The 20,259-nt window shown below is 67.1% G+C and carries 24 protein-coding genes; 7 read left to right on the plus strand and 17 right to left on the minus strand.

Annotated elements, in window-relative coordinates:
- Window positions 1-68 precede the first annotated feature (68 nt).
- From LT948_RS22770 to hcnA, 7 genes are all read right to left on the minus strand, one after another.
- Window positions 69-944, minus strand: coding sequence for an NAD(P)-dependent oxidoreductase (locus tag LT948_RS22770; protein WP_073657405.1), 876 nt, complete (start codon window positions 942-944; stop codon window positions 69-71).
- A 5-nt stretch (window positions 945-949) separates the two neighbouring features.
- Window positions 950-1,294, minus strand: coding sequence for a putative quinol monooxygenase (locus tag LT948_RS22775; RefSeq protein WP_031640608.1), 345 nt, complete (start codon window positions 1,292-1,294; stop codon window positions 950-952).
- Window positions 1,291-2,328: an NADP-dependent oxidoreductase gene (locus LT948_RS22780; RefSeq protein ID WP_031686626.1), complete on the minus strand. Its 1,038-nt coding sequence runs from the start codon at window positions 2,326-2,328 to the stop codon at window positions 1,291-1,293. The genes LT948_RS22775 and LT948_RS22780 overlap by 4 nt, the downstream gene beginning before the upstream one ends.
- A 130-nt stretch (window positions 2,329-2,458) precedes the next feature.
- The gene (locus LT948_RS22785; RefSeq protein ID WP_003132102.1) at window positions 2,459-3,043 is read right to left on the minus strand and encodes a TetR/AcrR family transcriptional regulator; all 585 of its coding nucleotides are present in this window, start codon (window positions 3,041-3,043) and stop codon (window positions 2,459-2,461) included.
- A 152-nt stretch (window positions 3,044-3,195) separates the two neighbouring features.
- Window positions 3,196-4,449, minus strand: a complete 1,254-nt coding sequence (hcnC, locus tag LT948_RS22790) for a cyanide-forming glycine dehydrogenase subunit HcnC (protein WP_031756010.1) — start codon at window positions 4,447-4,449, stop codon at window positions 3,196-3,198.
- 2 nt (window positions 4,450-4,451) lie between these two features.
- The gene (gene hcnB, locus LT948_RS22795; RefSeq protein WP_073657404.1) at window positions 4,452-5,846 is read right to left on the minus strand and encodes a cyanide-forming glycine dehydrogenase subunit HcnB; all 1,395 of its coding nucleotides are present in this window, start codon (window positions 5,844-5,846) and stop codon (window positions 4,452-4,454) included.
- Complete coding sequence (hcnA, locus tag LT948_RS22800; protein ID WP_003132108.1) at window positions 5,843-6,157, minus strand: cyanide-forming glycine dehydrogenase subunit HcnA; 315 nt, start codon at window positions 6,155-6,157, stop codon at window positions 5,843-5,845. The genes hcnB and hcnA overlap by 4 nt, the downstream gene beginning before the upstream one ends.
- Before the next feature lie 381 nt (window positions 6,158-6,538).
- Here hcnA and exoY point away from each other — a divergent pair, with 381 nt between their 5' ends.
- Window positions 6,539-7,675, plus strand: a complete 1,137-nt coding sequence (exoY, locus tag LT948_RS22805; protein WP_023097635.1) for a type III secretion system adenylate cyclase effector ExoY — start codon at window positions 6,539-6,541, stop codon at window positions 7,673-7,675.
- 105 nt (window positions 7,676-7,780) lie between these two features.
- Here the strand turns inward: exoY and LT948_RS22810 are convergent, their stop codons facing one another.
- The 3 genes from LT948_RS22810 to LT948_RS22820 all read right to left on the minus strand — a co-directional run bounded on the left by LT948_RS22810 (window position 7,781) and on the right by LT948_RS22820 (window position 10,156).
- Window positions 7,781-8,335: a ClpP family protease gene (locus LT948_RS22810; protein WP_003089015.1), complete on the minus strand. Its 555-nt coding sequence runs from the start codon at window positions 8,333-8,335 to the stop codon at window positions 7,781-7,783.
- A gap of 156 nt (window positions 8,336-8,491) precedes the next feature.
- Window positions 8,492-8,914, minus strand: a complete 423-nt coding sequence (locus LT948_RS22815; RefSeq protein WP_003089012.1) for a low affinity iron permease family protein — start codon at window positions 8,912-8,914, stop codon at window positions 8,492-8,494.
- A gap of 27 nt (window positions 8,915-8,941) precedes the next feature.
- Window positions 8,942-10,156, minus strand: coding sequence for a carboxylate-amine ligase (locus LT948_RS22820; RefSeq protein ID WP_003132111.1), 1,215 nt, complete (start codon window positions 10,154-10,156; stop codon window positions 8,942-8,944).
- 185 nt (window positions 10,157-10,341) lie between these two features.
- Here LT948_RS22820 and LT948_RS22825 point away from each other — a divergent pair, with 185 nt between their 5' ends.
- Window positions 10,342-11,718 carry an iron-containing redox enzyme family protein gene (locus LT948_RS22825; protein WP_073657403.1) on the plus strand — a complete coding sequence of 459 codons (1,377 nt, stop codon included), beginning with the start codon at window positions 10,342-10,344 and terminating at the stop codon, window positions 11,716-11,718.
- Window positions 11,702-12,652: a methyltransferase gene (locus LT948_RS22830; RefSeq protein ID WP_009876385.1), complete on the plus strand. Its 951-nt coding sequence runs from the start codon at window positions 11,702-11,704 to the stop codon at window positions 12,650-12,652. Before LT948_RS22825 ends, LT948_RS22830 begins: the two co-directional genes overlap by 17 nt.
- Here LT948_RS22830 and LT948_RS22835 read toward each other — a convergent pair.
- Window positions 12,636-12,857 (minus strand): hypothetical protein, encoded by a 222-nt coding sequence (locus LT948_RS22835; RefSeq protein WP_009876384.1) that lies wholly within the window; start codon window positions 12,855-12,857, stop codon window positions 12,636-12,638. The two genes, LT948_RS22830 and LT948_RS22835, sit on opposite strands and share 17 nt — an antisense overlap.
- Window positions 12,858-13,018: 161 nt before the next feature.
- Here LT948_RS22835 and LT948_RS22840 point away from each other — a divergent pair, with 161 nt between their 5' ends.
- The gene (locus LT948_RS22840; protein ID WP_003123473.1) at window positions 13,019-13,627 is read left to right on the plus strand and encodes a Yip1 family protein; all 609 of its coding nucleotides are present in this window, start codon (window positions 13,019-13,021) and stop codon (window positions 13,625-13,627) included.
- 3 nt (window positions 13,628-13,630) lie between these two features.
- On the opposite strand, the gene LT948_RS22845 is transcribed toward LT948_RS22840, so the two are convergent.
- The gene (locus LT948_RS22845) at window positions 13,631-15,583 is read right to left on the minus strand and encodes a hybrid sensor histidine kinase/response regulator (protein WP_003162797.1); all 1,953 of its coding nucleotides are present in this window, start codon (window positions 15,581-15,583) and stop codon (window positions 13,631-13,633) included.
- A 229-nt stretch (window positions 15,584-15,812) separates the two neighbouring features.
- Here LT948_RS22845 and LT948_RS22850 point away from each other — a divergent pair, with 229 nt between their 5' ends.
- The 3 genes from LT948_RS22850 to LT948_RS22860 all read left to right on the plus strand — a co-directional run bounded on the left by LT948_RS22850 (window position 15,813) and on the right by LT948_RS22860 (window position 17,356).
- Window positions 15,813-16,403, plus strand: coding sequence for a hypothetical protein (locus LT948_RS22850; RefSeq protein WP_003088985.1), 591 nt, complete (start codon window positions 15,813-15,815; stop codon window positions 16,401-16,403).
- A 12-nt stretch (window positions 16,404-16,415) separates the two neighbouring features.
- The gene (locus LT948_RS22855) at window positions 16,416-16,763 is read left to right on the plus strand and encodes a hypothetical protein (RefSeq protein WP_003110770.1); all 348 of its coding nucleotides are present in this window, start codon (window positions 16,416-16,418) and stop codon (window positions 16,761-16,763) included.
- A gap of 284 nt (window positions 16,764-17,047) precedes the next feature.
- A complete protein-coding gene (locus LT948_RS22860; RefSeq protein WP_073657401.1) occupies window positions 17,048-17,356 on the plus strand; it encodes a hypothetical protein in 309 nt (102 codons plus the stop codon).
- 31 nt (window positions 17,357-17,387) lie between these two features.
- Here the strand turns inward: LT948_RS22860 and LT948_RS22865 are convergent, their stop codons facing one another.
- The 5 genes from LT948_RS22865 to LT948_RS22885 form a co-directional block, all read right to left on the minus strand.
- A complete protein-coding gene (locus LT948_RS22865) occupies window positions 17,388-17,609 on the minus strand; it encodes a hypothetical protein (protein WP_003088976.1) in 222 nt (73 codons plus the stop codon).
- Window positions 17,610-17,664: 55 nt separating this feature from the next.
- Entirely contained in the window at window positions 17,665-18,015 is a 351-nt protein-coding gene (locus tag LT948_RS22870) for a YgaP family membrane protein (RefSeq protein WP_003088973.1), read from the minus strand.
- A 26-nt stretch (window positions 18,016-18,041) separates the two neighbouring features.
- Complete coding sequence (locus LT948_RS22875) at window positions 18,042-19,118, minus strand: M42 family metallopeptidase (RefSeq protein WP_003088971.1); 1,077 nt, start codon at window positions 19,116-19,118, stop codon at window positions 18,042-18,044.
- A gap of 3 nt (window positions 19,119-19,121) precedes the next feature.
- Window positions 19,122-19,592: a hemerythrin domain-containing protein gene (locus LT948_RS22880; protein WP_003088967.1), complete on the minus strand. Its 471-nt coding sequence runs from the start codon at window positions 19,590-19,592 to the stop codon at window positions 19,122-19,124.
- A gap of 201 nt (window positions 19,593-19,793) precedes the next feature.
- On the minus strand, window positions 19,794-20,246 hold the full coding sequence (locus tag LT948_RS22885; RefSeq protein ID WP_003088965.1) for a ferritin-like domain-containing protein: 453 nt from the start codon (window positions 20,244-20,246) through the stop codon (window positions 19,794-19,796).
- Window positions 20,247-20,259: the final 13 nt, after the last annotated feature.

The following is a 20,259-nucleotide window of genomic DNA, read 5'->3' on the forward strand; positions in this document are numbered from 1 at the left end:
GTTCATGGAAAGCACGCCAGATTGCCGAACAGCTTCACGGGCCCTGTCGGGCCGTGCGCAGAACCTTTTCAGATTTGTCCCGATCGTGACAACGCTACCTTCGCCAGCGCCGTCCAGTCCGATTCCCCGTCGCCATGGGCGATGGCTTCGAGCAACACGTCGTGCAACAGGCTGGCCAGCGGCAGCGGCACGTTGTGGCGCTTGCCGGCGGACAGCGCCAGGTCGACGTCCTTCAACCCAAGGACCAGGCGGAACTTGGCCGGGGTGAAACGCTGCTCGACGATCTGCGGGCCGTAGTTGCGATAGACAGGCGCATCGAAAAGCGTCGAGGACATGAGTTCCATGAACCGGCCGGGCTCGACGCCCAGGCGCTTCACCAGGGCGACGCTTTCGCCCATGCTTTCGATGGCGCTGGCGATCATGAAGTTACCAGAGATCTTCACCGCCATTGCGCTGCGCGGGTCTTTTCCGAAAAACCATGTCTTCTGTCCCATAATTTCCAGCAGTGCCTTGACTTGCTCGATGGCTTCCTCCGGACCGCCGACGACGATGTTCAGCTTGCCGGCCTCGGCCACGTCGGTGCGGCCGAACACCGGCGCGGCGACGAACGCGATGCCCTGGCGCTGGTGTGCCTGGTCGAGCGCCTCGACGCAATCGAGCGACAGGGTCGACATGCTCAGGTGGATTAGACCCGGCCTCGCCCGTTCGAGCGCGCCGCTGTCGAGCAGCACGCCGCGAATCGCCTGGTCGTCCGCCAGCATGCTGATGACCACGTCGAGGCCGAACAGCTCGCCGACCTCCTCCGCCCTGGCAGCGCCCAGCGCCACCAGGGGCTCGCAGGCCGCCGCGGAACGGTTCCACACCGTCACTTCGAGTCCCGCCTGCACCAGGCGGGTGGCCATGGCGGCGCCCATGCCGCCCAGGCCCAGAAATCCGACTTTCATCCGTTTCACTCCTCATGGGGTCTTGTAGGTTCCGGATCTACCGGAGACAGGCTGGCCGCTGGCAGTTCCTCGAGAAGGAACACCTGGCGGTCCGCCAGGAGATCGGCGACGGCCTCGGTCATCGCCCTGTAGTGCGGCATCCGTCGGTGCCGCTCGATGGCGTCGCGGTCGGCCCAGCGTTCGACGAAGACGAAGCGCCCGGCCTCGTCGAGGCTCCGGTGCAGGACGTAGGACAGGCAGCCGTCCTCGGCCCGCGACGGCTGCACGCAGGCCAGCAGCAGTCGCTCGACCTCCGCCGCCCTGCCCTCGCGCGCCTGCAACAGCGCTACCACGCGGATCGCCTGGTTCATGCGTCGGCTCCGACGCGCACCACCAGCTTGCCGAAATTGCGTCCCTGGAGCAGGCCGAAGAAGGCCTCGGGGGCATTCTCCAGGCCTTCGACCCGCTCTTCGCGGTACTGGATGAGGCCGTCGGCGAACCACTTCGACATGTCGCGCTGGAATTCATCGTAGCGATGGCCGTAGTCGTCGAAGATGATGAAGCCCTGCACCTTGATGCGCTTGCGCAGGATCGTGCCCATCAGCGCCGGCAAGCGGTCCGGCCCGGGCGGCAGGTCGGTGTCGTTGTAGTGGGCGACGATACCGCAGACCGGGATCCGGGCCTTGGCGTTGAGCAGCGGAAAGACGGCGTCGAAGACCTTGCCGCCGACGTTCTCGTAATAGATGTCGATGCCGTCCGGGCAGGCCTCGGCCAGTCGTTCGGCGAAGTCCGCGGCATGGTGGTCGAGGCAGGCATCGAAGCCGAGCACCTGCACGGCGTGGCGGCATTTTTCCGCACCGCCGGCGACGCCGACCACCCGGCAGCCCTTGAGCTTGCCGATCTGTCCGACGGTGGCGCCGACCGGCCCGGTGGCGGCGCCCACCACCAGGGTCTCGCCGGCCTGGGGTTTGCCGATGTCGAGCAGGCCCATGTAGGCGGTGAAGCCGGGCATGCCGAGCAGGCCCAGGGCGTAGGACGGATGCTCCGGCGACTCGCCCAGGCGCGCCAGGCCGCTGCCGTCGGAAAGCGCGTAGTCCTGCCAGCCGTTGGCCGAGAGTACCCAGTCGCCGACCTTGAACCCGGGATGGTTCGAGGCTTCCACCCGGCTGACCGTGCCGCCGACCATGACCGCGCCGAGTTCTACCGGCGGCGCGTAGGACGGCGCGTCGCTCATCCGTCCGCGCATGTAGGGATCGAGCGACAGGTAGACGGTGCGCAGCAGCACCTGGCCCGCGCCGGGCTCAGGAAGCGGAACCTGCTCGATGCGGAAGTTATCCCGGGTCGGGGCGCCGTGGGGGCGTGAGGCGAGGACGATGCGGCGGTTGACCTGCGTGGATTGGGACATTTCCAGACTCCTCTGTCTGACGCATGTGGCGAACGGCTCATACCGTGCGCCGGGCAAATTAGACCAGTCAACTACTGACGGGTCGAAAAAATACCCGCCTCTTGTGGGGCGGGTATTTCCTGGCGGTACCTCAGATTTCCAGCAGGCTGCGGGTGGTCTGCATGGCTGTCTCCAGCGGTCCCGGGCTGCGGTGCAGCTTGCTCAGCAGGCTCGCGCCGAGCCACAACTGGTACAGCGCGCTGGCCATGTGCCGAGCATCGCAGGGCGCGAGGGAGCCGTCGTCGCGGCCCTGCCCGAGGCAGCCGACCAGGCGTTCGATGATCCCGTCGGAGCCGTCGCGCAGGGTGATGCGCATGCTTTCCGAAAGGTCCGCCACCTCGGCGCTGAGCTTGACCACCAGGCAGCGCTGCTCGTCGCAGGGCGGGCAGGCGTTGTCCAGCCACTTCTGCCAGTAGCTCATCAGCCGTTCGCGGGCATTCAGCCCTGGCGCGGCGAAGCGCTGGTCCATGTCCGCCAGGTAGACGCGGAAATAGTCCTCCAGCAGGGCCTGGCCGAACTGCTCCTTGGATTTGAAGTAGTGGTAGAACGAGCCCTTGGGAACGCCCGCGGTCTGCAGGATTTCGTTGAGGCCAACGCCGGAGAAGCCTTTGACCGCCATGATCCGGTATCCGGTATCGAGCAGATGCTGGCGGGTGTCGTCGTAGCTGGGTTTCATGGGCGCACGGTAGCTTGAATTAGACCAGTCGTCTAGAAATGATTCGGAGCCATGAGTATAGCGCCGACGGCAACTGCGCCGCTGTCGGGAACCGTGCGGAACGGACGCCGGTCCGGCGCCCGCCCCGCTCCGCGGATTTACCCCTCGCGGACCTAGCAGGCCGCGACCGCCACGGCGGCAGGCTCCGGCTGGAAGCGCGCGGCGAGGAACGGCGCGATGTCCAGCGGCAGCGTCTCTTCGTGGACCAGCCGGTCGAGCAGCACCCCGGTGATCGCCGAGGTGAGGATGCCGGTGCGGAAATGCCCGCAGGCGTTCAGGTAGCCCTCCACCTCCGCCACCGGACCGAGAATCGGCAGTTCGTCCGGCGAGCCCGGGCGCAGGCCGGCCCAGGTGCGCTTGAGGTTGACCTGTTGCAGCTCCGGCACGCAACGCACCGCGCCCTGCACCAGGCCGGCGATTTCCGGGAAGGTGTTGCTGACGTCGAAGCCCTTGTCCTCGGTGGTGCTGCCGATCAGGATCTCGCCGTTGTCCTTCTGCGCCATGTAGCAGTCGCTGGTGGTCAGGCAACCGTTCAGCAGTCGCGGCATGCGCTCGGTGAGGACGATCTGGCCCTTCACCGGTTTCACCGGGATGCGCCGGCCGGTGGCCAGCTCGCTGAGTTCGGCGGCCCAGGCGCCGGCGGCGTTGATCAGGGTGCGGCAATGCAGTACCCCGGCATTGTCCGTGCGCACTCCGCTGATCCGCCGGCCCTGGCGCAGCACGCCGGTGACGTTGGTTCCCAGCAACAGCTCGACGCCGTTCTGGCGCGCCGCCTCCAGGTAGGCGTCGGCCAGGCGGAACGGGCTGACCTGGTGGTCGCAGAGGAATTCCAGCGCGCCATGGGCCGCGTGGCTGACCGCCGGCTCGGCACGACGCAGTTCTTCGCGGTCCAGCCAGCGTACCTGCTCGGCCAGATGCGGGATCTGCGCCACGATGTGCTCGGCGTACTGGCGATCCTCGTCGTCCTGGATCACGTATTTCAGGCCGGTGCGCTCGAACTTGAAGTCCATCCCGTGGCGTTCGATCAGTTCTCGGTGCAGTTCCGGGTACAGCGCGTTGGATTGCAGGGCGAGGTCGAAGAACGCCGGCGGCAGGATGTGCGGCGTGCTCGCGTCCACCGCCACCGCCGCGCCCTGGGCCTCGCGCCGGTTGCGGGAGGACATCATGCGGAAGAAGATCACCCCGCAGCCCAGCCCCACCGATTCGCCGATGGCCCAGAGGCCGCCGGCCGAGGCGCGGGTGGCGTTGCCCGGTCGCTTGTCGTCGACCACGGCGATGCGCAGGTTGCCGCGCCTGGACAGTTGGTAGGCGCAGGACGCGCCGATCACGCCGCCGCCGGCAATCACGATGTCATAGGTTCTGTTCATGTTCAGGCTTCCGTACCGAGGTTCTGGAATGCGGAAAACGGGATCGGATCGATCGGGAAACGCGGTCGCAGCCAGCCGACGTCGTGGCGTCCGGTGGCGCGGCGCAGGCGATCGCTGCAGTAGCCGATGCACATCCGCCCCTGGCAGTCGCCCATGCCGGCGCGGGTGCGCATCTTCAGCCCGGCGATGTCTTGCACGCCCTGTTCGAGCGCGCGCTCGATGTCGCCGCGGGTGACCTGTTCGCAGCGGCAGATAACCGTATCGGCCCGCGCCAGTTCGACCTGGCGGGCGCCGCGCTGGGTGTAGCGCTCGACTCCGGCGCGGAAGCGCTTGATCGCCTCCAGGCGGGCGAGATGGGATTCTCGGCGTTCGATGGCCTCGGCGGGCGCGATGGCCTCGCGTTGCAGGAGGATCGACAAGGCCGCGATGCGCCCGCCGATCATCGCCGCCTCGCCGCCGCGGATACCCGCCATGTCGCCGGCCAGGTGGATGTGCGGTTGGCTGCTCTGCTGCCAGACGTTGCATTCCGCGCGCAGGTATCCGTCGTCGCTGAAGCCGTGCTCCAGGCCCAACTGCTGGCTGAGCTGGGTGCGCGGGATGAAGCCATAGCCGACCGCCAGGGTGCTGGCCTTCACCGGTCGCGCGTTTTCCAGGTCGGGCCGCCACTCTTCGTCGTAGGGCGCTACCGTCACTTCCGTCAGTTCCCCCTCGCCGCTGGCCTCCACCACGCCCCAGCCATAGTGCAGCGGAATGCCGTTGAGCTTGAGATAGCCGAGCATGCTCAGGCCGTCGAGGAACAGTTGCGGCTTGTTCAGCAGCGCCAGGCTTTCCCTGGCCATGCGGCCGAACGCGCAGGCCTCGTAGACCCCGGCGACACGTACCCCGGCCGCATGCAGCTGGCAGGCCACCAGTGGCAGCAGCGGGCCGCTGCCGGCGATCAGGGTATCGCCCAGGGGCTTCACCACGCCGCTCTTGATCTGCAATTGCAGGCCGCCGAGGAGCATCACCCCGGGCAGGGTCCAGCCGGGGAACGGCACGCTGCGCTCATGGCAGCCGGTGGCCAGGAGCAGGTGCGAATACTCCACCTCGTGCAGCCGTTCCGCCTCGTCGAGGACCATCAGGCGCTGGCCGTCGCCGCCGACCACGCGGCTGTTCAGGCGCAGGTCGATGTGCCCGGCGCAGGCGGAGAAATCGCGCCGCAGTTTTTCCAGCATCCGGGTGTAGCGCGCGCCGAGGTAGGCCGGATCGACGCCGGCCCGCAAGGGGCCGCGATAGACCACCCCGCCGGGACGCGAGGCCTCGTCGAAGAGGACGCAGGGGACCCCGCGCCTGGCCAGCTCGATGGCTGCGGCCATGCCGGCCGAGCCGCCGCCGACGATCGCCGGGCGCAGGTTCATGGCCGTTCCTCCCGGTCGAAGCGGTTGCATTCGGTTTCCACCCGCATGCCCGGCCGGACGACGGTCTGGCAGGCGCGGCGCTTGGGCCGGCCGTCAATGGCGACCAGGCAGCAGTGGCATACGCCCATGCCGCAGAAGGCGCCGCTGGCCTGGCCATGGTCGTTGCGCGCGAGCCGGCGCAGGCCCACGGCATTGAGCACGTTGAGCACGGTCTCACCGGCAGCCGCCGCGACGGGCTGGCCATTGAGGTGGATGGTCATGTCTGCCCGCGAGAGGGGCTGGATATCGTGTTGACGTTCAAGAAGGTGCATTGCCCTTTCATCCGTGAGAGAGAGTCGGGAGCCGGCGACACTAGGAGTCGGGCCGGGCGCGGACATTGATCCATGACAGGTGGGTATCTTCCCCTGCCAATTCTGGTAGGTGGGGTGCAGGCGTTCGCGCGGAAAAGTCGAACCCGCGCCTACCCCAGGGTGCCAAGCAGGAAATCCGGCCCACCCGTGGAGGCCCCATGTGGTTCTCCCTGAATTGCGCGCGGGGAGTTCGAAGTTTCTTCCCGGCGTCGCAGCCATCTACCTAGCGCTCGCGCGGGCAGCGTGCGGAAAACAAAAAATTTGCCCGCGTTTTCTGATATCTCGCCGCTGCCCGGATTCTTATTCTCGACTCCTTCTTTGGCATATGCGGGAAAACGAACCATGCGTATCGACGGTCATCGTCAGGTGGTTTCTAACGCAACGGCACAGCCCGGACCGCTACTGCGCCCTGCGGATATGCAGGCACGGGCTCTACAGGACCTGTTCGATGCGCAGGGGGTGGGGGTTCCCGTCGAACATGCCTTGCGCATGCAGGCGGTGGCCAGGCAGACGAATACCGTCTTTGGCATTCGCCCGGTTGAAAGAATCGTCACTACGCTGATCGAAGAGGGTTTCCCGACCAAGGGCTTCTCGGTGAAGGGGAAAAGCTCGAACTGGGGTCCGCAGGCGGGGTTCATCTGTGTCGACCAGCATCTCAGCAAGCGGGAAAACCGCGACACGGCGGAAATACGCAAGCTGAACCTGGCTGTGGCGAAGGGAATGGATGGCGGAGCCTATACCCAGACCGACCTGCGTATCTCTCAGCAACGCCTTGCGGAGCTGGTGCGGAATTTCGGCCTGGTGGCAGACGGTGTCGGGCCGGTTCGCCTCCTGACCGCGCAGGGCCCCAGCGGCAAACGCTATGAGTTCGAGGCCCGCCAGGAGCCGGACGGTCTCTACAGGATCAGCCGCCTGGGGCGGTCGGAAGCGGTGCAGGTACTGGCCAGCCCGGCTTGCGGGCTGGCGATGACCGCCGATTATGACCTCTTCCTGGTAGCGCCCTCGATCGAGGCGCATGGCAGTGGTGGTCTCGATGCAAGAAGGAATACCGCGGTCAGATACACCCCTCTCGGTGCAAAGGATCCCCTGAGCGAGGACGGATTCTATGGCAGGGAGGATATGGCCAGGGGAAACATCACTCCGCGCACGCGGCAACTGGTGGACGCCCTCAATGACTGCCTGGGCCGGGGGGAGCACAGGGAGATGTTTCACCACAGCGACGATGCGGGCAACCCAGGCTCCCATATGGGTGACAACTTCCCGGCCACCTTCTACCTTCCCCGGGCCATGGAGCATCGGCTCGGAGAAGAGTCCGTTCGCTTCGACGAGGTCTGCGTGGTGGCGGATCGGAAGAGCTTTTCCTTGCTGGTCGAGTGCATCAAGGGCAACGGCTATCACTTCACCGCCCATCCCGACTGGAACGTGCCGCTGCGGCCCAGCTTCCAGGAGGCGCTCGACTTTTTCCAACGTAAGGTCTGATGCGCGAAGGTCGTTGGCAAAGCCCGCTTTCCCCGGCGGCATGGGCATCCTGCCGCCTGTCCAAGGCCTTCCGCTTGCCGGAATATGCTGGGCGGCGCGGGGAAGCTAGGAATGGATACTCCACTGGCAGGCGGAAGCGGGTATAGGCGAATCGTCCACCGTATGGATCAGTCCGCAAGCCAGGGCGTCTTCCGGACCGAGGATGCGCGGATAGGCCATTAGGTAGCTCGGGATGTCCAGGCGTTCCGGCGCATCACGGGTGTTCTCGGCGACGATCCGGGCGTAAAGCTCCAGGTCGTAGTCGAGGCTCATCGCATATTCCGCCATCCGCGCATGGTCCACCGCGCCATGCAGGGTCCAGTGGAAAGGATGGAACAGGAACTTGCTGTGGGCACTGGCGCTGCGTCGCTCGCCGGCGAGGAACAGGATGTTGCCCATCGACTCGACGGTACCCAGGTTGTGGGTATGTATCGGCACCGGCAGCGCGCGCAGGAAGTTGTACAGGGTAAAGCCGTAGCTGCATTCCCCGCCCATGGTGGCGATATTGATCCGCAACTCCTCGGCCTCCTGTTGCAGGACCTTGGCGCAAGTGTTGATCAGATTGCCGCAGGTGGACGAATTGATCGGCCCGGTGAAATGGATGATGTGCTGCTTGGACATGCTCGCCTCTCTTTCCGTATCGGTTCCTCGACGGTCTGCACGGGTTTCCCTACAGAGGATTGTCGCGCCTGCGCCGCGAGCCATCGGCGCGACGAATGGCAGTGCCGGCCAGGAACCAGGCACGATGAGCACGCGGCTGCCTTACGCAGGGAGGCTTCAGGCGTCGCGCTGTCGTTCCTCGCAGGCGCATTCGCGGGCTTCTTCGCTGGCTACGCCCTGCGGCGTATCTCCATCCCGCTCACCCATCCGCTGGTAGCGCTCACGCAGTTCGCGCAAGGTGTCGGCGTCCAGGTCGTCGAGTCCGAGCAGCGCGTTGTGGGCGCGCCGGGTGCTGCGCAGCAGTTCGTCGATCTTGATGTGCAGCGCATCGGTATCGCGGTTCTGGGTGTTCTGGATGAGGAAGACCATGAGGAAGGTAACGATGGTGGTCGAGGTATTGATCACCAGTTGCCAGGTATCGTTGAAGTCGAAGAACGGCCCGCTGATCGCCCATGCCAGGATCAATCCGAGGGCGATGACGAAGGTCGGCGGCCGGCCGCTCCAGTTGGACAGGCGTTGGGCGAATCGGGAAAAGCTCATGGTGGCGAACCCCCTGTGACGTTCTCCCTACTCCTGACCGCGGATTGACATCGGCGCTCCAGCGGCCGGACGGAATGACCGGCCGCCTTCGTGGGCGCGCTTGCCGGCCGGACCGGCCAAGGCCGGCTGGAGATTCTCCTCCAGCAGTTCTTCCACCAGCCGGCGCAGCGCCACGTGCCGTTCCTGGCCCGCTGCGCGCAATGTCTGGTAGCGCCGCAACTGGCGACTGGCGGAGGTCTCTCCGAGCAATCCACGGGCATGCTCGTAGGCCCATTCGTTGCCCTGGCGGGCCTGCGGCCGGCACTGTCGCCAGGCCATTTCCAGCCAGTCCCCGGCACCTACGCAGCGGCCGTCGACGAGATAGCGGCCGGCGCAACCGTAACGCAGCGCCTGCCAATAGTTTTCCTCCAGGCAGGCGTCGCGCGCGACCGGCAACGCACGCGGGCCCGCGCCCAGCGCTTCGCCCACCAGCGCCCTGAACAGCCCGGCCAGGCTCAGCGCGTCGGCCAGGCGCGGGCAGGCGTCGCAGATACGCAGCTCCAGGGTCGGCACATGGGAAGACGGCCGGATCATCCACCAGACCTGGCCATCCTCGCGGATGCAGCCGGCCTCGCGCAGCAGCGCCAGGTGGCGGCGATAGGCGTCCTCGTCGGGCAAGGCCGGAGGAATGTTCATCCTCGGCCACTCGCCGCAGAGTGCCCGTCGATAGCTCGCCAGACCGCTGCGCCGGCCGCCGCGGAACGGCGAGGATGCGCTCAACGCCAGCAGCAGCGGCAGCCACGGCAACACGCGCTGGAGCACGGCCATGCGGTCGTGGCTCGGCGGTATCTCCACATGCACGTGCAGGCCGCAGACCAGGCTGCGCCGGGCCACCCGCCCCTGGTCCTCGAACAGGCGGGCGAAGTGCGCCGCCGGGTTGCTTCGCGCCCGCCGCCAGTCGGCGAAGGGGTGGGTGCCGACGCAGAGCGAGCGCAGGCCGAATTCCATGGCCAGATGCGCCAGGCGTTGCCGGGCCTGACCGTGGAAGCGCGCGGCCTCGGCCAGGGTGGAGAACACCGGGCTGGCCACCTCGACCTGGCATTCGAACATCTCCTCGGCGAAATGCTCGCCGAGCGTGTCACGGCAGGCCGCGACGAATCCGGCGGGTGCGGAGCGGACGATGTCCAGGTCGGAGGCATCGAGCAAGAAGAATTCTTCCTCGATGCCGAAGCGAAGGCCGCTGGCGGCCAGGTCGTGGGTCATCGGCGCAGCTCCCGGGGTTTGTCTCGGGAAGACGCCGGAGTGCCGTCGAGGTTCGTTTTTTCCGCCGTGAGGTTCCCCGGCGCGCCACCGATCCTGCCAGTGAAACCTTTTTCCCCTGGTGTCACTCGCACCCATATGTGTGGTCGCCCCGGCCGCCCCCGCAAACCCACGACAAGGAACGCGACATGAGCCTGTCTTCGCCCCTCCCTGCCTCCAGTGCAAGCCCTTCGCCCAGGGTCCGCGACCTGTACCACGCCCTGCTCGACGAGCCCCGCGAGCACCTCGAAGCCGCCGGCGAGTTCCTCGACCAGCAATTGAGCCTGGCCGCCACCCATGACGACGACCTGCCGGAGGACCCCGCCGATTGGCCGGCCTGGCTCGATGCCGGGGCCCGGCGCACCGCCGAGGCGCATGCCGAATACCTCCGGGCACGTCGGCGCGGCGAAGGGCGACGCTACTTCCAGGTTCCCTCCCAGGCGATGCACTTCATTCGCAGCGTGGCCCCGACCAAGCTGGTCGATGGCGCCTGGCTCTATGGGCTGTTGCCGCATCATGGCGAGGAACGCCTGCGGCCGCTGCTGGAGACCTTCCTCGAAGAACTCGGCGACGGCGTCCCGGCACGCAACCACGTCCTGCTCTACCGGCGCCTGCTGGCCAGCATCGGCAGCGAGGAAGTCGAAGGCCTCAGCGACCTGCACTACCTGCAGGGCACCCAGCAACTCGCCCTCGGCCACCTCGCCACGGACTACCTGCCCGAAGTGATCGGCTACAACCTCGGCTACGAGCAACCGCCGCTGCACCTGTTGATCACCACTCAGGAGCTGCGCGAGCTGGGCTTCGACTCCTACTACTTCCAGTTGCACGTGACCATCGACAACGCCGCCAGCGGACATGCGCGCAAGGCCCTGCGCGCGCTCTACGACAACCTGCCGCAGCTTGGCGGGCGCGCGGCCTTCCTCGAACGGGTGAGGAACGGCTACCGCCTGAACGAGGTCGGCCTGAGCACCGAGCAGGTGATCGACGGCTTCGATCTCGAGGAAGAATTGCTGGCCATGTTCGAGCGCAAGCGCCCCTACGCCGCCGGTATGCATTCGGATCGTTGCCGGATCGGCGGGCGCACGGTGAACCAGTGGCTGGCGGTGCCCGGGCGGTTCCCGGCGTTTCTCGCCTGCCTGGAGGAAGAGGGCTGGATCCGGCGCCATGCCGATCCGCGCGGCAGCCGTTTCTGGAGCCTGATCGAGGGCGACCGGGCGGCGATGTTCGGAGTCTTCACTCCCTACGAGCGGCAGTTGCTGTACGACTGGATCGCTGGCGACTGGCAAGCCCCCGCTCCGGCGGACAGGGACCCGCTTGCGCCGCTGGCGGAGCCGGCGACGGCGGGCAGCGACGTGGACGCCGAGCAGGTCGCGCTGCGACGCGAGCTGCTGCGGCTATCCCCCGAGCAGGGCGTCGCACGCCTTCTCGAACTGATGGCCCCGCACCTCCACCACGGACCCGCCGGTCTCCTTGCCACGCGGATGTTCAGCCAGCGCTGGAGGGCCGCCCATGCCCAGCCTGAATGATCCGCGCCTGGACGTCCTGGTCAGCCTCGGCAACTGGTTGCGAGGCCAGGACTACCGTTTCGTCACCGTCACCCCGGCTACCCATGAGCGCGTCAACGCCCGCCCGGAAAACCGCATGGCCCGGGACCTGGCCGGCATCTTCGGCTGGAGCCGGGCATTCGCCGGGGAAAGCCTGCCGGCCGACTGGCTGACCCTTCTTGCCGGCGCCGACCTGATCCGCCGCGAGGCGGACGGCTGGCGCAGCCAGGTGCGCGTCTCCAGCCTCGGCGAGCAACTGTTCGTCCATTCGGCCTTCCCTACCCTGGCCGCCGACGCGGTGTTCTTCGGACCCGACACCTACCGCTTCGACCGGCTGATCCGCAGCCACCTGGCATCGTCCGATCCGGCACGCATCCGCCGTGCGGCGGATATCGGCTGCGGCGCCGGCCCCGGCGCGATCCGCATCGCCATGGCCTGCCCGGACGCCGAAGTACACGGGCTGGATATCAATCCGGCGGCGCTCGACCTGGCGCGGGTCAACGCGGCGCTGGCGGGGGTCGGTAACCTGACCCTGGCGCGTAGCGACCTGCTGAGCCAGGCGCCCGGTCGCTTCGACCTGATCGTGGCCAACCCGCCCTATCTCCTGGATGCCTCGGAGCGCGCCTACCGGCATGGTGGCGGGATGCTCGGCGCCGGGCTCTCGCTGGCAATCGTCGATGCCGCCCTCGAGCGCCTGGAAGCCGGCGGCAGCCTGCTGCTGTATACCGGCGTGGCGATGGTCGAAGGCGGCGATCCGTTCCTCGCCCGCATCCGCGAACGCCTGGCGTCTCGGGAGTGGGACTGGGACTACCAGGAACTGGACCCGGACGTGTTCGCCGAAGAGTTGGACAGCCCCGCCTACCGCGAAGCCGAGCGGATCGCCGTGGTCGGCCTGCGGGTCACTCGTCCCGCCTGAGGCGCTCCAGGCCTTCCACCAGATCCTCGTTCAGGCGCTGCCAGCGCTCGGCCACCTCGGCCTCGGCCGGAATCACCGCGAGGACCTCGCCATCCACCCACTCCCAGGGCAGGCACAGGCGTTCCGCCTCGGCCCGGCTGGCGGCGCGCACGGTGCGGGCGAAACGCCGCCAGCCGCGCATGTGCTGGATTTCGTAGGTGGTCATGGGCTCCTCCGGAAGACAGGGACGTTTGTCTTTCGGCGCTCCCCGCGTCTTCCGGTTCAAGGCCCTGGATGGGCGGTCGCGGACCGCCCGGCACGCCACCTGAACCCCCTCGCGCCGGGCCGGTCCAGACTCCTGAACGCCACAGAAAAGAGGTGCCCGTCATGACCCGCGAAATGGCTCGGCTACTGATCAGTCCCTCCAATGCCTGGCCTCGTCTGCGCCAGGACTACGACCATCACCCTTTCGCCTTCCTCGTTCCGCTGTTGCTATTGCCGCTGCTGCCGGCGGCCTGCCTGTTCATCGGCACTACCCAGGTCGGCTGGTCGCTGCCGGGCAACGACAGCGTGCAACACCTCTCCAGCGGCAGCGCCCTGCTGCTGGCGACGATGTGTTACCTGGGCTTCGTCGCCGGCGTGGTGATCATGGGCTTCTTCGTACGCTGGGTGCTGTTCCGCACGCCGTCGCGCCCCAGCGTACCGGGCAGCCTGACCTTCACCACGGCGATCGCCGTGCCCTTGATGCTCGCCGGGATCGTCGCCCTGGTGCCCTGGCGGATCCTCCTGCTGCTGGCCGCGGCGGCTGCCTGCGCCTACTCGGTACGCCTGCTGTTCACCGGCCTGCCGCTGTTCATGCGCATGCAGGAGCGGCAGACATTGTTCTACGCCTTCTGCATCCTCGGCGTCGGCTTCCTGACCCTGCTGACCACCGCCTTCATCTTCATCGAGTTCTGGGGGCAAAGCCTGGCCGGCAGCGGCGAGTACCTGCGCTGAGGCTCAGCCGGCCTTCAGCGTGCCGGTCAGGAACAGGTACAACTCTTCCTGGCCGAACGGCTTGGCCAGCTTGGGCAACTGTGCCGCCGCGCCTTCGATCTTTTCCGCGAAGCCGGTGGCCAGGGCCATCTTCAGCGGCCGGCCCTGGGCCATGACCCGCTCCACCAACTGGCTGCCGTTCATCCGTGGCATCGCCTGGTCGGTCAGGAGGATGTCCAGCTCCGGCGTCGCCGTGAGAATCTCCAGGGCCAGGCTGCCGGAGTCGGCCTTGAGTACCGAGCAACCGAGGTCCTCCAGCATCGCCGCGGTGTTGTTCAACACCAGCGGATCGTCGTCCACCACCAGTACTCGACAGGACAAGCGCACCCGCTCGCTTTCGCTGGGCGCCTGCGGCGTCGCGCCATTGCCCGTACGGGCGCTTTCCGGGGTTCGCGGAACGGCGGGTATCCAGATGTTCGCGGTGGTGCCGACGCCCGGCTGGCTCTCCAGGGTGAGCCGGCCGCCGAGCTGCTCGGCGAGGCCGTCGACGATCGACAGGCCCAGCCCGGTGCCACGCCCCACCCCCTTGGTGGTGTAGAAGGGTTCCACCGCACGGCGCAGGGTTTCCTCGTCCATGCCGCTGCCGGTGTCGCTGATGCTCAGGCAGATATAGTTGCCCGGTGCGAGGCGATGGGGATTGTCCGCCGGCACCCGCTGGTTGCTCGCGGAAAAGACGATGCGCCCGCCGTTGGGCATGGCGTCGCGGGCGTTGGTGGCAAGGTTGATGATGGACAGTTCGAGCTGGTTGGCGTCGGTCAGGCCGAGGTCGAGATCCAGGGGAAAGCGCGTCTCGATCGATACGCTCGGTCCCAGGGAATGGATCAGCAGGTCGGTCATCCCGCGCAGCAGGTCGGGGATCGCGCAGGGCTGCGGATCGAGACGCTGCTTGCGGGCGAAGGAAAGCATCCGCTGGGTCAGGTTGGCGCCGCGCTGGGCGGCCTCCAGGGCGTTCTGCAAGAGGTCGGCGGTGCGCTGGTCGCCGGGCAGGCGTTTCTTCAGCAGCCCGAGGCTGCCGATGATCACCGTCAGCAGGTTGTTGAAGTCGTGGGCCACGCCGCCGGTGAGGTGCCCCAGGGACTCCATCTTCTGGGCCTGGAACAGCTCCTGGCGGGCCCGTTCCAGTTCGCGTTCGGCTTCGATCCGGTGGGTGATGTCACGGGTTACCTTGGCGAAGCCGATCAGCCGGCCATCGCTGTCGCGGATCGGATCGATCACCACGTTGGCCCAGAAGCGACTGCCGTCCTTGCGCACCCGCCAGCCTTCCTTCTCGAAACGCCCTTCGCGTTCGGCGGCGGCCAGGCCGCGGGCCGGTTCGCCGGCCTCGCGGTCTTCGGGGGTGTAGAAGCAGGAGAAGTGCCGGCCGATCACCTCTTCCGGCAGGTAGCCCTTGATCCGCTGGGCGCCGAGGTTCCAGTTGGTGATCCGCCCGCGGTGGTCGAGCATGTAGATGGCGTAGTCGGTAACGCTCTGCACCAGCAGGCGGAACTGCTCCTGGCTGCGCCGCAGCGCCTCCTTGGCCGCGCGCCCTTCGCTGAGGTCGTGGATCAGCTGGGCGAAGCCGAGCAACTGGCCCTGGCTGTCGCGGATGGCGTCGATCACCACCTGCGCCCAGAAGCGCTTGCCGTTGCTGCGCACCCGCCAGCCCTCGGTCTCGAAGCGGCCCTCGGCATCCGCCTGGCGCAGCGCCTGTTGCGGAACGCCGGCGTCGCGGTCCTTGCGGGTATGAAAGCAGGCGTAGTCGCGGCCGAGGATCTCGCTCGCGTCGTGGCCGAACAGGCGCGCCGCGCCGGCGCTCCAGCTGGCGATACGGCCAGCGCTGTCCAGCGTGTGGATCGCGTAGTCGTCGACCGCTTCGTCGAGCAGGCGGTTGCGCGTGGCCTGGTTCAAGGGGACTTTCGGTTTTCTTGTGGTTTTCATGGACGTGTTCACTCGTCGGCTGCTCGACCCGGGCTGCAAGGCACACCCAGCAAGGTAGTACGAAGAACGTCTTCCGGCCGCTCGCTGGCTCGCCCCAGGAACTTGGCCGACCTTTCGGAAGACCCCGGCGCGGCCGGCGAATTCCATTCGCCGGAACCTTGTGCGGAGTATGGCTTTCGATATGCAGGTAGGGACATCTCCTTTCCACCGCACCGACCCCGGAGTTCCCATGCGCAATCTGGAAACCGCAACCCTGAAGCTGGGGATATTCCATCCCCACGACAGCCTGAGCCAGGCGCTGATCGCCGCCGCCTTGCAGCGACAGATCGAAGTCAGCGCCTTGCAAGCCGATCTCAACAGCCTGCAGGCGCGCCCCGGGCTGCGCTGCAAGCCAGCCAGCCTGGCGTCGTCGATCGAGGTCAGCCAGGCGGCTGCCGGTCTCGACCTGCTGTTCGCGCCGTTGTCCGACTACGCCGCCGAAGCCTTGCCGCCGATCTGCGCCGCGCTGATCGATGGCGCCCTGCGCGCCGAGGTACCGCGCCTGTTCCTGCTTGGCCATTGGCAATGGCTGGTGGCGCCGCGCGACGCCGGCGAGGAGCAACTGGGTGCCGGGCTCGAGCGCAGCCTCACGGTCAGCGGCCTGGACTGGACGCTGGTGGAGGTCCCGAGCCTGCCCGCCGGCCTGCGCATCGACGATTTCAGCCGCGCCGGCGACGTCGCGGAAGTGGAGGCCGCCAGGGTATTCGCCTGCGCCGAAGCGCTGCTCGACGAAGTCCGTCTCGGCCTGCACAAGCGCCAGTGCCTGCGCCTGGCGCCCTGAGGAGAACCCGCCATGTCCGGCCCCGATACCCTCAGCCAGGCCTTCGGCACCTTGCTGCTGGCCCTGGCCTTCAGCGCCTTCATCGTTTTCGTTCGCGGCTACCGCCCGGGCGGGGTCAGCGGCGCCTGGTACGACCTGGTGCTCGCCTTCGTCGCGGTATGGCTGGCGTTCTGGCCCGAAGCCGGCGTACTCGCACGCTCGCCGAGCCTGGCCAATGCCCTGGGGTTGGTCTTGCAGGTCGGCGCTACCCTGCTCGGCTGCCTGCTCGGTTACGGGGTGGCAAGGGGATTGCGGCGGGCGATGCGGGAAACCCGGCAAAAAAGATCGGCTTCTTCGCCGGTGAATCGGCGAGGTTCGTAGCGGAGATATCGAGAAAACACATATAACCCGATGGCGTTGCGAATTTTCCAGATGCTTATAAGGAGTGCCGAACGGGCTTTTCACCCGCGATGATTGCATTCCGGCATCAGCGTTCTGCACGATCTCTTGCATTCTGCATCCCGCGCGCCATGCGGGATGCAGCTTATCCCGCAGATTCTGGATGTTGCCGGCATTTCGGCCTCGCGGCACCTATAGTTATCCGTACCGTTGGCATGTATCGACGGTTTCTCTCTGATTCAGGCTAATCCCGCTCCAGGGACGGAGTGGATTTTTTTCTTGCGTTGCGCAAACCGGGGAGAGCTGGCCAGATGAACCTTTCCTACCTGTACCTGAAGAAGATCCTCGAGGAGGAACTGCGCGACCACGACTGCCAGTGCCAACTGAACCCCGACTTCACGGTGACCATCAGTTGCCGCGTGGGTGGTCCCCACGGCGCGCTCTACATCGTGCCCAACAGTGACTTCCTGAAGAGCAGCAGCTTCAGCGACCTCAGCGCCTTCATCCTCAACCTGCGCGAGGAAATCACGCGCTTCGGCGAGTTCGAGGCGGAACTCCAGACCGGCACCGGCTGAGCCCCTCCCCCCTTCTTTTTCCCTCCCGCCGTCAGGGCTGCTGGTAGTGTCCCGGCGTGGTGCCCGGTTCATGGGTACGTTCCACCTTGCTGACCTGGATATCGCTGATCGCCTCGGCGTCGTGCGGTCGATGCAGTGCCTCCAAGTGGCGGCGGGCCTCCTCGCGGCTGAGGGTTTCCGCCTCGCTGTGCAATTCGCAGGTCATCGGCTGGTCGTCGAGGATGTAGCTGATCAGGAACAGCTGGCTGGCCATCGTCTCGCCCTCCTCTCTTCGGTGGGCCCTGCGCCAGGCGCAGGGCCCATGGCTATCACGGCAGGTTCGGCGGCAGCTCGGCGTCCAGCGCAGCGTCCTGCCGCGAGTCGTCGCGCTGGCGCTCCTGCAGGCGCTGCAGGCGGCGGGTCAGGTGCTGCACCTCTTCGCGCAGCAACTGCAACTCTTCCCGCGGTTCATTGAGCAGGCCCTTGACATGGCAATGCCCACTCAACCCGCGGCTGACCAGCAGGCCGCCGGCGACCGCCTTGCAGGCGCCGGGCAAGCCACCGCGGGCCAGGCCGAAGCCGGCCAGGACCAGTCCGGCGCCGATGGAAGCGAGTCGCTCGCCGCGCTGCAGGTTGTGCGGCAGGCCATTGGCCGTCGAAGTCGGCAGGTATTCGTTCATGGAATTCTCCTTGCTTCGGTTATCGGTCAGGCTTCGTCGTCCGGCGGTTGCACGAGGAACTCGACCAGCGTCCGCCGGCAAGCCTCGATGCCCTCTTCCAGGACGATCTCGAAACCGTGGGTGTTCTCGGTCGGAATGCCGATGCAGCCGACCTGCGCGGCCTCGCCGTGGCTCAGCAGCGCGCTGGCGTCCGAGGCGAAGTCCACCAGCAGCGCCGCCTGCGGCTGGTACTGGCAGCGTTCGGCGGCCCGCAACAGGCGGTCGGTGACATGGCGGCTGTAATAACCCTTGGAGTCGCCGCTGTTGACGATCGGGTCGCGGCACAGCCGGGTGCCGTATTCGGCTACCGTTGGGCCGACTTCTACCGCGATGCTGATGTCGCCCGGCAGTCGGCGCGCGGCGAACAGCGCGCCGGCGTTACTCTCCTCCTCCATGGTGGTGAGCACCAGGTAGAGGTCGCCGTGCAACTCGTCGCGGCGCCGGGCGATCTCGCGAGCCACGCCGAGCACGGCGAGCAGCGGTGCGCGGTCGTCGAGGAAGTGCGCGGCGACGCAATCCTGGAAGTACAACGGGCGCCGCCACAGACGGTTGAGCACCACGCGGGTACCCGGTCGCACGCCCAGATTCGCCAGTTCCTCGGCGCTGCGCCGGGTGACCACGTGTACGTCGCGCCAGTGCACCGCGCCCGAGAGCACGTCGGAGCCCTGCGGCGACTCGCCGGTAGCATGCATGCTGCCGTAGGACAGCACGCCGTCGAGTACCGCCTCGCCGGCCAGGATCTGTACCGGACAGACGCCGAAGCTCACCGGCTGGGCGCCGCCGAGCGCCACTACGCGCAGGGTACCGTCGGCCTCGACGCGCTTGACGATCATGGCGATCTCGTCGAGGTGCGCGAGCAGCCGCACCGCGGCCCGCCGCGCCTGCTCGCGCGGCAGGTGCGGCGGGCTGATGCGCGCGACCAGGTTGCCGGCGGCATCGCTGCCGACCTCGTCGCAACAGCCCTCGAGTTCCCGCTGGCAGATGGCCCTGACCTCGTCTTCCTGGCCACCGGGGCCACGTGCCAGCAGCAGTTCCTCGAGCAAGGCGCGGTCTTCTTCGCGCATGCCTCAGGCCGCCCGTTTTTCCAGGCGCGCCTTCAGCTCTTTCTTGTGCTGCTGCATGGCCTGGCCGAGTTGCTTGAGGGCGGCGGCGTCGAGCAATTGCCGGGCGCGCGGGAACAGCTCGCCCTCCTCCTCCTCGATGTGGTGCTCCAGGAGTTCCTTGAGCACCTTGACCCGGCCGGCGAACTGCACGGTGTCCGGGCGGGTGCGCTTGAGGTCGGGAAGGACCAGGGAGTCCACCGTGCGGTGTTCCTCCTTGGCCTCGTAGTACATCTTCAGCTCTTCCTTGCCGCCGCTGTCCCTGATCGCCGGATAGAGGATGTCTTCCTCGATGGCGGTGTGCAGCACCAGTTCCAGCTCCAGCCTGCCCAGCAGCTCGCTGCGCTTCTTCAGCGCCCGTTCGGTGGTCTCGCTGAGTTCGTTGAGCAGTTTCTTCACGGTCTCGTGGTCATGGACCAGCAATTCGATGGCGTTCATGGTCGCTCCTCATCGGTTTGTTATCCGAGTGCTCCGGCACTCTCTCTGGCTGAGCACGCGCTCCTCCGCCGAGTTCAGTCACGAGGACGGGCGGTCGCCTCGATCAGCGGAAACGCGGAGATCCGCAATGAGCGCGGTTCCTGGCCGTCGCGCAGCAAGGCCCGGGACCGCCTCATGGCATTCCCCTCGCGGCACCGGGCCTCAGGCGCGGGCGTCGCGCAGGGCGCGGACCCGGTCGTGGTGACGGAGCACGCCCTGGTACTGGCGCTCGATCACCTGGTGGATCTCCGCCGGCAGCGGTTTTTCCAGCGCCGCCTGGTAACGCTGCTTGGCGACATCCTCGCCGCGCTCGCATTCGTTGAGCACCGCCTCTTCGTCCTTGCCGGTGACCAGTGACTTCAGGTCGACCCAGCGCCGATGCAGGTCACCGGCGAAACTGGTGCTGTCCTTGGGTTTGCCACCCAGTTCCAGGACGATCCGCTCCAGCTCGTCGGCAGCCGCGGCGCAGTCGCGGCTCTGCTCCAGCATCGCCGCCTTCAACTGCGGATCGCGCAGGTCTTCGGCGCAGGCCTGGAAGCCGGCCTCGCCATCCTTGCTGGTTTGCAGCAGGTCGTTGAGTACGTCGAGGGTGTCGTCGAGGTTGGTCTGGTTCATTTCGCTCTCCTTG

The sequence above is a fragment of the Pseudomonas sp. CP-1 genome (genome assembly GCF_021213715.1).
In the GTDB taxonomy this organism is placed as follows: Bacteria; Pseudomonadota; Gammaproteobacteria; order Pseudomonadales; family Pseudomonadaceae; genus Pseudomonas; species Pseudomonas aeruginosa.

Excerpts from the sequence above, each read along its gene's own strand:
- exoY (WP_023097635.1), top strand. The coding sequence starts at position 6,539 with ATGCGTATCGACGGTCATCGTCAGGTGGTTTCTAACGCAACGGCACAG.
- LT948_RS22850 (WP_003088985.1), top strand. The coding sequence starts at position 15,813 with ATGCGCAATCTGGAAACCGCAACCCTGAAGCTGGGGATATTCCATCCC.
- LT948_RS22880 (WP_003088967.1), bottom strand. The coding sequence starts at position 19,592 with ATGAACGCCATCGAATTGCTGGTCCATGACCACGAGACCGTGAAGAAA.
- LT948_RS22855 (WP_003110770.1), top strand. The coding sequence starts at position 16,416 with ATGTCCGGCCCCGATACCCTCAGCCAGGCCTTCGGCACCTTGCTGCTG.
- LT948_RS22780 (WP_031686626.1), bottom strand. The coding sequence starts at position 2,328 with ATGTCCCAATCCACGCAGGTCAACCGCCGCATCGTCCTCGCCTCACGC.
- LT948_RS22885 (WP_003088965.1), bottom strand. The coding sequence starts at position 20,246 with ATGAACCAGACCAACCTCGACGACACCCTCGACGTACTCAACGACCTG.
- hcnA (WP_003132108.1), bottom strand. The coding sequence starts at position 6,157 with ATGCACCTTCTTGAACGTCAACACGATATCCAGCCCCTCTCGCGGGCA.
- hcnC (WP_031756010.1), bottom strand. The coding sequence starts at position 4,449 with ATGAACAGAACCTATGACATCGTGATTGCCGGCGGCGGCGTGATCGGC.
- LT948_RS22770 (WP_073657405.1), bottom strand. The coding sequence starts at position 944 with ATGAAAGTCGGATTTCTGGGCCTGGGCGGCATGGGCGCCGCCATGGCC.
- LT948_RS22845 (WP_003162797.1), bottom strand. The coding sequence starts at position 15,583 with ATGAAAACCACAAGAAAACCGAAAGTCCCCTTGAACCAGGCCACGCGC.
- LT948_RS22785 (WP_003132102.1), bottom strand. The coding sequence starts at position 3,043 with ATGAAACCCAGCTACGACGACACCCGCCAGCATCTGCTCGATACCGGA.
- hcnB (WP_073657404.1), bottom strand. The coding sequence starts at position 5,846 with ATGAACCTGCGCCCGGCGATCGTCGGCGGCGGCTCGGCCGGCATGGCC.
- LT948_RS22810 (WP_003089015.1), bottom strand. The coding sequence starts at position 8,335 with ATGTCCAAGCAGCACATCATCCATTTCACCGGGCCGATCAATTCGTCC.
- LT948_RS22875 (WP_003088971.1), bottom strand. The coding sequence starts at position 19,118 with ATGCGCGAAGAAGACCGCGCCTTGCTCGAGGAACTGCTGCTGGCACGT.
- LT948_RS22830 (WP_009876385.1), top strand. The coding sequence starts at position 11,702 with ATGCCCAGCCTGAATGATCCGCGCCTGGACGTCCTGGTCAGCCTCGGC.
- LT948_RS22775 (WP_031640608.1), bottom strand. The coding sequence starts at position 1,294 with ATGAACCAGGCGATCCGCGTGGTAGCGCTGTTGCAGGCGCGCGAGGGC.
- LT948_RS22865 (WP_003088976.1), bottom strand. The coding sequence starts at position 17,609 with ATGGCCAGCCAGCTGTTCCTGATCAGCTACATCCTCGACGACCAGCCG.
- LT948_RS22835 (WP_009876384.1), bottom strand. The coding sequence starts at position 12,857 with ATGACCACCTACGAAATCCAGCACATGCGCGGCTGGCGGCGTTTCGCC.
- LT948_RS22815 (WP_003089012.1), bottom strand. The coding sequence starts at position 8,914 with ATGAGCTTTTCCCGATTCGCCCAACGCCTGTCCAACTGGAGCGGCCGG.
- LT948_RS22820 (WP_003132111.1), bottom strand. The coding sequence starts at position 10,156 with ATGACCCACGACCTGGCCGCCAGCGGCCTTCGCTTCGGCATCGAGGAA.
- LT948_RS22825 (WP_073657403.1), top strand. The coding sequence starts at position 10,342 with ATGAGCCTGTCTTCGCCCCTCCCTGCCTCCAGTGCAAGCCCTTCGCCC.
- LT948_RS22840 (WP_003123473.1), top strand. The coding sequence starts at position 13,019 with ATGACCCGCGAAATGGCTCGGCTACTGATCAGTCCCTCCAATGCCTGG.
- LT948_RS22870 (WP_003088973.1), bottom strand. The coding sequence starts at position 18,015 with ATGAACGAATACCTGCCGACTTCGACGGCCAATGGCCTGCCGCACAAC.